This is a genomic window from Endozoicomonas atrinae (assembly GCF_001647025.1).
Taxonomy (GTDB): domain Bacteria; phylum Pseudomonadota; class Gammaproteobacteria; order Pseudomonadales; family Endozoicomonadaceae; genus Endozoicomonas; species Endozoicomonas atrinae.
Window position 1 is genome coordinate 25,907 of record NZ_LUKQ02000035.1, and the last position, 11,281, is coordinate 37,187.

Sequence of the window (11,281 nt, forward strand, 5' to 3'; positions counted from 1 at the left end):
AGGAGTGATAAGTTATTAGATTGTTAAGCCGCCTTTTTTTAGACAAACGACTCAACATATAGACTGATCTACTGATTTATTGAGTGTGCGTGAAATACAGTTTTAACAATTTTCCACAATCCATCAATAAAATGATACTCATCCTGATAAAAACCACCAAGCTGGCGGGTTGCCCCCGTATCACCATTAATATTGAAGTAATAGAGCGCCCATCTTGCAAAAGCCTTGTCGCCCTCCACTTCGATTTCAGGGTTGGCGCCGTGATGAAGATCAATCACATGATCATGGCAGGCCATCTCCTGAAATAACCCGACAAAACTGTCACGGTCTTTAAAAAGACCAACAGGGCCATAATCAATCAGAATTTCACCTTCAGCAAAGCAGTCTCTGATACTCTCAACGTCCTTTAAGTCACAGGCATTCAGGTAGCGGTGTTTCAACTGGCGGATATCTTCCAGGGCTTCCAGCCTTTGTAGGCGATCTTCCAGTGTCATGCCAGCACCTCCAGGTTATCCTGACTCCAATAAGCCTTCATAGAGGTAATCTTGCCCGCATCGTTAAACTGCATAACATCAATAACGGTGATCACACAGGGTCGACCTTCAAAGGTTACTTTTACCTGAAAGGGAATAGCGCCTTCACCACTGATGGTGGTTCTTACCTCACCAGTCTGCTCGGCAGAAGCTTCACTCTGCCCCAGGCCTTCACGATAGAAACGGGAAATTGCCTCAATACCTGCCAAAGGCTTTGAACCAACAGGGTCTTCCACGGTGGCATTGTCGTCATAGAGTTCAAGGATGGCATCGATATCCCGCTTATTCACCAGCTGGACATAGAGCTCCATCTTTTCACGAATAGTGGATGTAGAGACCATTGTTATTATTATCCTCTGTTTTTTAACCACGAAGAGCACAAAGAATCAAAAGAAAAGCCTTCTTTGTGAGCTTTGTGACCTTCGTGGTTCAACAAAAAATCAGGCCACTTCGAACAAACCAGCAGCACCCATACCACCGCCAATGCACATGGTCACTACCACGTATTTGGCTCCTCGACGCTTACCTTCAATCAGAGAATGCCCCACCATACGGGCACCTGACATCCCAAATGGATGACCAACGGCAATTGCACCACCATTAACGTTCAGGTTTTCATTGGGAATACCCAGCTGATCACGGCAGTAAATAACCTGACAGGCAAAGGCTTCATTCAGCTCCCACAGGCCAATGTCGTCCATTTTCAGTCCATGGCGCTTCAACAGTTTAGGAATGGCAAACACCGGCCCAATACCCATTTCATCGGATGCACAGCCAGCGACGGCAAGACCACGATAAATACCCAGAGGCTCAAGCCCTTTTTGTTCAGCCAGCTTACTGCTCATCAAAACGGAAGCCGATGCACCATCAGATAACTGTGAAGCATTACCTGCAGTAATAAAGTTGCCTTCTTTCACCCAGTGACCATCTTTCCAGACCGGCTGCAGGCCTGCCAGACTTTCCAGCGTGGTGCTGGCACGATTGCATTCATCCTGTGCAAGGGTCACTTCTTCATAAGTCACCTCTTTGGTTTCCTTATTGAAGATGCTCTTGGTCGTGGTCATTGGGACAATCTCATCGGCAAAGAGTCCAGCATTCTGGGCTTCAGCGGTTCTCAGCTGACTTTGCAGACTATAGACATCCTGCGCTTCACGGGAGATCCCGTAACGCTCAGAAACAATTTCAGCTGTTTCAATCATTGGAATATAAGCCGCAGGATCCATAGCAATGGCTGCCTTGGACAGGTTGCGATAGGTATTCTTGTGTTTGTTCTGAACCAGTGAGATTGACTCAAGACCACCTGCCACTGCAATATCAATCTCATCACACATGATGCTTTTGGCAGCTGTCGCAATGGTCATCAGACCAGAAGAACACTGGCGTTCCATCGCCATACCGGAAACGGTTTCCGGCAGGCCACCGGCAATGGCACATAATCGACCAAGATTGTACGACTGGGTACCCTGCTGGGCCGCTGCACCAATCAGCACATCATCAACTTCACCCGCTTCGATGCCAGCGCGCTTAACCGCTTCACGTACTACATGACCACCCATCGCCGGTGCTTCAGTATCATTAAATGCACCACGAAATGCTTTACCTATTGCCGTACGGGCGGTTGAAACAATAACAGCGTCTTTCATTGTTCTTATTCCTTGTTCGAGCATTCTGGAAAGCTTCAACCCGGCTTACCTACCGGGTTAACAAATTATTCTGGGTAGTAACGGGAAATCGTATCCACCACGCAGGCAGGGCGGTCTTCACCTTCAATTTCTACAGTCACTCGAACGGTTGACTGAACCCCACCTTTCACCTCTTCAACGTTAATCAACTCACCCACACCACGAATACGTGCACCGACTTTCACAGAATTCGGGAAGCGTACTTTATCCGTTCCGTAATTGACGCCCATACTGATCCCCTGAACCTCCATAATCTCCGGCAGAAACAGACTGACCAGAGAGAGCGTGAGGTAACCATGAGCGATACAGGCACCAAAAGGGCCGTCCTTGGCACGTTCGGGGTCAACATGAATCCACTGGTGGTCACCGGTCGCTTCGGCAAACAGGTTGATCCTTTCCTGATCAATGGTCAGCCACTGGCTTTCGCCCAGTACAGAGCCAACCTTATCCTGAAGTTCATGGGGTGTTTGAAATACCGTAGTCATCATCAGGCCCTCTGGCTGCTGGCAGAAATAATTTCACCGGTCATGTACGAACTGTAGCCACTGGCCAGGAACATCATGATATTGGCAATTTCCCAGACCTCAGCCGCACGCCCAAAGGCTTCTCTGGAAGCCAGCTGTTGCAGCAGCTCCTGAGGCGCTGATTTACGCAGGAAATCATGGAGGGCAATGCTCGGGCTTACCGCATTGATACGAACACCATGCTCAGCGGCTTCCAGTGCTGAGCAACGGGTCAGCGCCATCACACCCGCCTTGGCAGCGGCATAATGTGCCTGCTCTTTTTGTGCACGCCAGCCCAGTACAGAGGCGTTATTAACAATCACTCCGGACTTGCGCTCCATCATTTTCGGCAGAATCGCCCGAGTCATCCGCATGGTGCCAGTCAGGGTCACATCCAGCACTCGGTTCCACTCGGCATCTTCCATCTCAACCAGCAGCTTAGAACCACCCAGTCCAGCATTGTTGATCAATACATCAACACCACCGAGTTTTTCCTCAGCAGCAGCCACCAGAGTCTGGACCTGCTCTTCATCGGTCACATTACACACCTGGGTATAAATGGCCTTCAGCCCGGTTTCCGCTTTGATTTTTTCTGCTGCTTCAACCAGACGACCTTCGTGGATATCGCTGATCATCAACGCACGACAACCTTCTTCTGCTGCGCGAAGGGCTGCCGAAAAACCAATACCCGCACCGGCCGCTGCCGTAATCAGAACAGATTTGCCATCCAGAAGCTGATGGCCCTGAACATATTCCGGGTTCAACATCGCCTTTCTCCCGTTAATTCTTATTATCAAATAATGTTAACCACGGAGATCACAAAGCACACAAAGGAAAGCTTATCGTTTTCTTCCTTTGTGCTCTTCGTGCTCTTTGTGGTTCAAAAAACTACTTGGCCTGTCTTGGCTCTTTGGGCATTTCCAGTGCCCGCTCAGCAATAATGTTCCGCTGAATTTCATTACTGCCACCATAAATGGTGTCAGAACGGGTAAAGAGATACATGGACTGCAGACGGGTCAGCTCATAGGGCCCTTCTTCCAGTAGTTCTGACTCAGGCCCAAGCACATCCATCGCCAGCTTGCCAAGATTGGCATGCCAGGTAGCCCAGTGAAGTTTGTAGATCATTGCCTCTTTCTGCAGAGAGCCATCAGCGGGTGAAGAGCCATCCTGTGAACCGGACAGCATGCGAAGCGCGTTGTAACGCATAATGCGCAGCCCCATCCAGGCATCGGCAATGCGCTGTCGTATGGCAGGGTCTTCTGCAGCGCCGTTCTTCTTGGCGATCCGGATGATCTCATCCATCTCGTTGAGGAACTGCATCTGCTGCCCAAGAGTGGAAACACCACGCTCAAAGCCCAGCAGCGCCAAGGCTATCTTCCAGCCATCACCGGGCTTGCCAACAATATTGCTGGCATCGGTTACGGCATTATCAAAAAAGACTTCGTTAAATTCTGAGGTGCCCGTCAACTGTTCAATAGGTCGGACTTCAATACCCGGCTGATCCATAGGTACCAAAAGGAAGGAAAGCCCTTTATGACCTTTGCTGCCGGGTTCGGTACGGGCAATCACAAAGCACCAGTCGGACTCATGAGCAAGCGAGGTCCAGACCTTCTGACCACTGATCTCCCACTGACCGGTAGACTCATTCATTGCTGCTTTAGTTTTGACATTAGCCAGATCAGATCCGGCACTGGGCTCGGAATATCCCTGACACCAGTACTCCGTACCATTGGCAATACCAGGAAGAAAGCGTTGCTTCTGTTCTTCAGTTCCAAAAGCAATAATGGTTGGGCCCGCCAGTCCTTCACCAATATGCCCCATATGACCTGGGCCACCGGCGCGAGCATACTCTTCATTAAAAATAACCTGCTGGTTTATGGAGAGCCCCCGGCCGCCATACTCTTCAGGCCAGCCCACACAGAGCCACCCTGCTTTGGCCATATGCTGTTCCCATTTTTTCCGCTCTTCCGGGAACATATGTTCATCACCCGGGCCACCACGGAAGCGGAGCTGTTCAAACTCACCGGTCAGGTTTTCCTTTAACCAGGTAGCCACTTCTGCACGAAACTGTTCATCTTCAGGACTGAAACTGATTTTCATAATAATTACCCCTTCACCTGTCCTGAATCATCCAACAACTGACGTGCAATACGTTCCCGATGCAAACCGCCATCCCCCAGGAAGGTTTCAGTGGACTTGGCGCGCTTGAAATAAAGGTGCGGGTCATATTCCCAGGTAAATCCGACACCACCATGAAGCTGAATAGATTCAGCCGCACAGTGGAAAAAGGCATCCGAGCAGTAAGCTTTGGCCAGCGCCGCAGCTTCTGGCAACTCGTCTTTCACCTCAGAGACCTGCTCTGATGAAGAGAGAGACTTGAGCACTTCATCGGCTACGCAGGCCGCGTAATACACGGCAGATTTGGCGCACTCAACCTGTAGCATCATATCCGCAGCCCGATGCTTGATTGCCTGAAAACTGGCAATAGTACGGCCAAACTGAACCCGCTCGCGGGTGTAATTGATGGTCAGCTCCATTACCTGACGGGCGCCACCGGCCTGCTCTGCAGCAATGGCCACCGATGCGAGTTGCAGCACCTGTTCCAGGGCTGGCCAGTCTGACGTCCCTTCACCACCGAGACAGCAGTCTGCAGAAACAAAGAGATTATCAATCTCAACCTTTGCCTGTTTGCGGGTCTGATCCATGGTGGGTGTCCAGTGACTCTGAACACCTTCACTGTCAGCAGATACTGCAAAAAGGCGTATACCGGCTTCCCCTTTACTGCCTTCTTCACGGGCAGCAAGAATCAGCAGTCCAGCAGTGTGCCCATCCGGCACATAATGCCAGGAGCCTGAAAGCACATAGCCATCGCCCTCTTTGCGGGCAGTGGCCTGAACACTGCTGGCATCCCAGCGACGGTTGTCACGATTCTGCTGACTGGATGCCAGACCCAGTGTGGCGGTCAGACTGCCTTCAGCAATCTGTGGCAGCCATTGCTGTTTCTGCTCTTCGTTGCCAGCCACCAGAAGCGCATTGACCCCCATTGCAACGGTTGAAAAGAAAGGTGAGCAGAACAGTCTTCTCCCCATCTCTTCAAACAGTATCGCCAGCTCCACATACCCCAGGCCAAGACCACCGTATTCCTCAGGAATATGCAGCGCCTGCCAGTACATTTCCTGACACAGCCGCTGCCAGAGTTCAGAGTCAAAGCCCTGATCGGTAGCCATGGCTGCACGAACTGCCTCCGATGTTGAGACATCCTGCAGGAAGCTGTCGGCGGACTCCCGAATCATCTCCTGCTCATCGGTAAAAGCGAACTCCATTGCCAGCGCCTCTTATGATTCTTATCGCTGCATACTCTCGCCTGAATCATCAATAGCGTAATCGTTCGAACGGACGATATCTCCGCCTGCATCTACGCAGCAGAAACCGGAATTACTGACTATCTTATGTCTTGCCGGGTACTCAAAGCCCGCTTTCAAACCCTATATGCAGAACCGCTATTTTCAGAACCAGAGTTTAATTTTTTGACTACTCATAATTAAATTTTTCAGCTGCAGCGATTGAAATCAAACGCCATATCTTGTCAGGAGGTTCAGATGTCCAGAGTTATTCAGTCATGCCTGATCGGGATAATTACCGTATTCGTGACGGTACAGTCATGCCTTGGCGAGTCTGAAGCCGCCTCTCATGCAAAAAAACCGGACCCTACAGAAATCATATTACCCTCGTCACCCCAGGATGCTTCACTGTCCGAGATTGATAAAGAAGAACTGAAAACCACCATTATGGATATGATTCGAACCCTGAATACCTTTGACTTTGATGAGTTCACCCGTTTCTTTGCGGAAGACTCATTAAAAATGTTAAAGCACCAGGTACAGCGCTACCACTCAAGCCACCTGTTTGAACTTATCTTTCCCGAGGGTCGGGTAAAGGCAAACGAGCTGACTCCCCAGGCGTTTTTTATCCGGATTATTTCAAAATCAAAGTTTAATGTCGGTATATCTCGGCCCTATGAAATCCATTTACCCCCCAGATTCCGGATGCGGGCTGATGATGACGGAGAAATCGTAACGGTATTAACAACGTTTCCGGAGTCTTACTCTGGCTACCAAACCAGAAGTGAAGTCTTCACGTTCAGGAGAACAGACAACAAATGGACTGCTGAAATTCCAGACTTTATTCTTAGCGACTTTAAATATGACCTGACCCGTAATTTTGCCAGCCAGCGATCCTTCTATCCCCTCTACCCGGTAACCGACACTTTCAGGATTATGCTGAGTTCATTTGAACCAAAGCTCTAACCGAGATATGGAATGGCATGCACGGGGGCCTACTTGCTTATGTGTAATTTCATGCTAGTCTATCCCCCCATAGCTTGTCTGAACTCAATAAAAGCATAAGGTAACTTAAGCTTGTGAGGTTTATATGATGCTAGAAGAATTCAGATTAACTTATGACTCTCTAAAGTTCCGACATAGGCCTTTACAAGGGAGTCATTTCTCTATGGACAAAGATCAGTAAAGCAGGGCACACTTGAAACGCTTCAAGTGTGCTTGTTTTGTTTGATGCAGAGAATTGTTTATCAGCAATTATAGAACCACTGACCTAAAGATTCAGAAAGTATCATTGAGGATTTAATTACCACGGGCTTGGTGTGTTTTCAATATTAGGGTATTGATATACCCGAAGGTCATCATATTCGTAATGAGTCAGGTAGATTCCGATGCTCCGAAGACTACTTAAATGAGACTAATGATGATGATTGAGCAAAGTTTTTTGTAAACTTATCTTATAACAATTGTGAATTGGATAAGCATAATAAAGATAACAGTGAGTTTTATTTTACAAAGATATCTAAATTCTCATAGTCCCCGCTTATCGCGAGCTAAGAAGGATATCTTTAACCCTCACAGGCTCTGTTGACATCAGAAATCATCTCTAAAATGTCGCCTTTTGTGCGATATGGACAGAACCCGAATGGATGATGAGCAATGGCTACAAATACTGGCAGTTTTGCAGGTGCATTCTCAGGCTGTACTGTGGGTACTGAGAACCGGGACCCAATGGCGACAACTACCAAAAGATCGTGGCTTCTGGAAGAGTGCTTACAAGCGGTACTAGATGAGAATGCTGGCTGTGGCAGCCCTAATGCTATGGTTTCGATGAATATGTCAACAGAACCTAATACCCCTAGGGGTAAGTACATGACCATTTGCTTTTCAGACTGCATTCAAGCCTTGTGCGGCCTGTGGGCCAGAAAATATATGATTTCATTTGGTCATGTACTTATATTACTAATGAATGTATTGAAGGTGATAATCCCATGCAAGATCCCTCGTTTTTAATTGTAAGACAGTTCATTAAAAGAGTGCGAAGCACTGCAAAGAGTTTTAACGGTTCTTGCACATGGGACTTTTCCCAAGTGGAAAATCCTGTCGCTAAAATCATTGGAACTCATCCAGAAAGCAGAGGAGGCATATGTCAGATGCTCTCGGCCCGATGGATTGAACGGCATGCCCATGGCAGCAGCCTTGCCAGCTGGCTATCAACTTCCGGGTCAATAGGAAAAAAAAACATAAATCCTTCAAAAATCAGACAACTTATGCAGCAGTTTATCGCTACTACTACCCTGAAATCCGGTTTGATGACAGAGCAAAATTCGGGAAAAATAGATCAAGACGCTTCAACTAACCTCTGGCTAGAGAGCCATGGTATCAGGCAATGTCGAAACATCAAGTTTATGGGGGCTGGTCAATTTAAATTTAATCAAATACAAACACGATCTGGTTCTCGTGGCAACATGCCCAAAGGAGATTTTGCCAGAGAGATAGCCGTCAATATACAGCGAGACTTGCATAATTGTCATTATGGAAACTATGCTTTGATTGGTATTCAGGGGTATAGTGGTCATGCGATTGCGGCTTGGATCGCTCAGGATGCCTGTTTTTTTGATCCCAACTTTGGCGAGTTCTATTTTTCAGATAAAAACGCTTTTATCAATTGGTTTCCAGCCTTTTTTCTTGCATCACCATACAGCCTTCCTTATTTTGGTCTAGCTGAATCCTATGAGACCTTTTTATATGCCCCACGCCAATAACCAATGGTTTTCACTTATTCATAATGCAGATATGTCGGTTTATGGGAGGGAAAATAAATGTTGTATCGGATCTTCTATATTCATAGTCTTTATTTTATCTTTATCAAATAGGTTGACATTTTAATATGTGTTGGAAATAAGAGATCAGCGGCAGATCTCATAAACATGAAGCCATAGCTCAGAGTAATGTAATAAGTAGTCATAGGTAAGCAGTATGGAAAACAGCATGAAATCGAATAGTCTAACTACCAAAAATACCCCACAAACAGTTTATCAAGGAGATCCCTCCCGTATCAGGGGCGGAAGACAAGTACCGGCGTTCGAAAGATTTGTTCAGTGTATGAATCCAATGAACTGGTTCCGTCACCGGGCGGGAATAAACCGATATGATGACTATCAAAAAGCCAGCAATAATTTGGTAAAAAGTTTGAACGACTACCATGGAATCAAGTTGGCGGCCACCAACATTCTTTATCTGGCCACGACGGATGCCCCTTGGGGTGATATTGATCATAAAATAAAAGAAGAGTTCAACTCAATGAAGACAGCCATTTATAGACGACTTGAGCTTACTGGTAATGATTCGACCAGTCTAACATCGGATACTGATAATGGCAGCAATCCTGACATCAAGCCAAACCAGGAAACAACAATGTCAGATCAAGATTTAGAAATAATGCTGGATCATAATATTCCTATACTAAATGAATTTGAGAAACTTATAGAAATAATCAAAAGGAATCAATCAGCATGTCCCAGACCAAGTGTTTATCAGACTCAAGCCAGCACAGAAAAATTAGAAGATGAAATCAAAACGGCAATCAACGAACTGACTTCAACCTGTGAGCAAAGCAGAAAAAAAAATAAACAAAATGTCAATTCACAACTGGCGGCCAAAGAAAAAATAATTATTGATGCCATATTACAACAGAAGCCTGACTTAGCAACTATTGATAATATCATCCATAAAAAAATCAAGAAATTAGAAATACCCGAACAATACAGGCAACTTACCCGCTTAAACATATCATGGAACATCCTACTTCATATTTTAGGTCAAGATAAGGAACCATCAGTACTCAGATTTACAGAACTCGAAAAAACTAAAGATCTGGTTTTTCATTCGTTGAACCCCTCTTCTACAAGAAAAGGTAAGGATGATGGTATCAGTCTATTTTTCACCCGATTTATGAATCAGGAGGATAAAGACATTAATAGCCCCAATAGAGCAGTTAGAGTAAAAGAAATTATGACTCTAGAAAGAAGCATCTCTTCTGGCAAATTACAACCAATACCGCTAGATGGCGATGAGTTCGCGGAATCTGTGGAAAAATCTGAAATTGATTGTAGCGGTTCGACTACGCTGCAAAGTAATGAAATATATAATTTCAAACGAGCTATACTCTATTCGGCTTATGGATGTCACAAAGCACAACTTGAAGGAGAGGCTCAAGCACAGAAAGATTGTTTTGATGCACTTACTATGTCTTGTATGGCCTATTTCTTCTATATGATGAGAGCTGAGTTGTCAGAGGGTTTTTGTAGCCATGCTGATGCTGCGATCCGAATTATCGAGTTTATCCTATCTATAAAATCAGATCGTTCATCTTTATTATCAAAACAGAAAGATCGTCCATTTCAAAGCATAAAACAATTAAACAAACATTTTTCAGAGTGCTATCATCAATATTGTACTGATCCGCAACTATCACTGAATACTCTTTTCGAGTAAGATAGTAGAATCCAATCAAACATGGATAACAATTTTAGAAAGATGATCATTGATTGCATTGCTATGCTAGGAAATTCACCAAATACAAGAAGCCGATGTGTTAAAATTATTCCTTGAGAAAGAAAAATACAAGCCGTCAATTTACCGGATTCGTCACTACATAAGAGCAAATGGTGACAGGTATAATGTACAAGAGTTAGTCATCGAAACTAAAGAGAGTGGGTCTATTCGGTTTTTTATCAATTGCGCTTTTAGTGCAAACACTGCCTATTCCAAGGTCAATGGATCCTTATATACACTGGGGTTCGGAAATATAAATGGTGTTTATTTATTTAACCTGGATGCCGAACTATTAAGTGACATTCCATCACCGATAGTAATCATGAATAATATGGATGGAAGTTATCGATCTCTTGGATTTGTACATGGACTGCCTGATATCGATCATGAAAGTTTAATCGATTCTGTTAATATACTGTCTGGTTACAATGGAAATTTGGCACAAGTAAATAGTTTACGTGCCAGTTTAGCTCGATTAATCATCGCTACAAATGAATCCATACGATTTGATATAGTGACAGATGCCATTTATCAGGTTTTTAGGGAATGTAATTTAAATTGTGTAAACGCTTGTCGTTAATACTCCAAAATGGAGAATAACAATGAGCGTTGAAATCAACGAAAAACTGGTAGATCAAATAGCCAGTCAGATTAAAACTCAGGATGAT

12 protein-coding genes are annotated in these 11,281 nt (G+C 45.5%); 5 read left to right on the forward strand and 7 right to left on the reverse strand.

Going from position 1 to position 11,281, the window contains the following annotated elements; all coding sequences use genetic code 11:
- Positions 1–68: 68 nt before the first annotated feature.
- The 7 genes from AK963_RS07260 to AK963_RS07290 form a co-directional block, all read right to left on the reverse strand.
- The gene (locus tag AK963_RS07260) at positions 69–494 is read right to left on the reverse strand and encodes a nuclear transport factor 2 family protein (RefSeq protein WP_066014791.1); all 426 of its coding nucleotides are present in this window, start codon (positions 492–494) and stop codon (positions 69–71) included.
- Positions 491–874, reverse strand: coding sequence for a nuclear transport factor 2 family protein (locus tag AK963_RS07265; protein WP_066014792.1), 384 nt, complete (start codon positions 872–874; stop codon positions 491–493). The genes AK963_RS07260 and AK963_RS07265 overlap by 4 nt, the downstream gene beginning before the upstream one ends.
- A gap of 99 nt (positions 875–973) precedes the next feature.
- The gene (locus tag AK963_RS07270; protein WP_066014793.1) at positions 974–2,176 is read right to left on the reverse strand and encodes an acetyl-CoA C-acyltransferase; all 1,203 of its coding nucleotides are present in this window, start codon (positions 2,174–2,176) and stop codon (positions 974–976) included.
- Positions 2,177–2,241: 65 nt separating this feature from the next.
- Complete coding sequence (locus AK963_RS07275) at positions 2,242–2,703, reverse strand: MaoC family dehydratase (RefSeq protein ID WP_202969737.1); 462 nt, start codon at positions 2,701–2,703, stop codon at positions 2,242–2,244.
- A complete protein-coding gene (locus AK963_RS07280) occupies positions 2,703–3,485 on the reverse strand; it encodes an SDR family oxidoreductase (protein WP_066014794.1) in 783 nt (260 codons plus the stop codon). Before AK963_RS07280 ends, AK963_RS07275 begins: the two co-directional genes overlap by 1 nt.
- A gap of 121 nt (positions 3,486–3,606) precedes the next feature.
- Positions 3,607–4,818, reverse strand: a complete 1,212-nt coding sequence (locus tag AK963_RS07285; protein ID WP_066014795.1) for an acyl-CoA dehydrogenase family protein — start codon at positions 4,816–4,818, stop codon at positions 3,607–3,609.
- Positions 4,819–4,823: 5 nt separating this feature from the next.
- Positions 4,824–6,041 (reverse strand): acyl-CoA dehydrogenase family protein, encoded by a 1,218-nt coding sequence (locus AK963_RS07290; protein ID WP_066014796.1) that lies wholly within the window; start codon positions 6,039–6,041, stop codon positions 4,824–4,826.
- A gap of 276 nt (positions 6,042–6,317) precedes the next feature.
- On the opposite strand from AK963_RS07290, the gene AK963_RS07295 reads away from it, so the two are divergent.
- The 5 genes from AK963_RS07295 to AK963_RS07315 all read left to right on the forward strand — a co-directional run bounded on the left by AK963_RS07295 (position 6,318) and on the right by AK963_RS07315 (position 11,193).
- Positions 6,318–7,025, forward strand: coding sequence for a hypothetical protein (locus AK963_RS07295; protein WP_066014797.1), 708 nt, complete (start codon positions 6,318–6,320; stop codon positions 7,023–7,025).
- A gap of 676 nt (positions 7,026–7,701) precedes the next feature.
- Positions 7,702–7,845 carry a transposase gene (locus AK963_RS31285; RefSeq protein WP_175404462.1) on the forward strand — a complete coding sequence of 48 codons (144 nt, stop codon included), beginning with the start codon at positions 7,702–7,704 and terminating at the stop codon, positions 7,843–7,845.
- 202 nt (positions 7,846–8,047) lie between these two features.
- The gene (locus AK963_RS07305) at positions 8,048–8,821 is read left to right on the forward strand and encodes a YopT-type cysteine protease domain-containing protein (protein ID WP_066014799.1); all 774 of its coding nucleotides are present in this window, start codon (positions 8,048–8,050) and stop codon (positions 8,819–8,821) included.
- Between the two features lie 226 nt (positions 8,822–9,047).
- Complete coding sequence (locus tag AK963_RS07310; protein ID WP_066014800.1) at positions 9,048–10,553, forward strand: hypothetical protein; 1,506 nt, start codon at positions 9,048–9,050, stop codon at positions 10,551–10,553.
- A 97-nt stretch (positions 10,554–10,650) separates the two neighbouring features.
- Complete coding sequence (locus AK963_RS07315; RefSeq protein ID WP_066014801.1) at positions 10,651–11,193, forward strand: ribosome-inactivating family protein; 543 nt, start codon at positions 10,651–10,653, stop codon at positions 11,191–11,193.
- Positions 11,194–11,281: the final 88 nt, after the last annotated feature.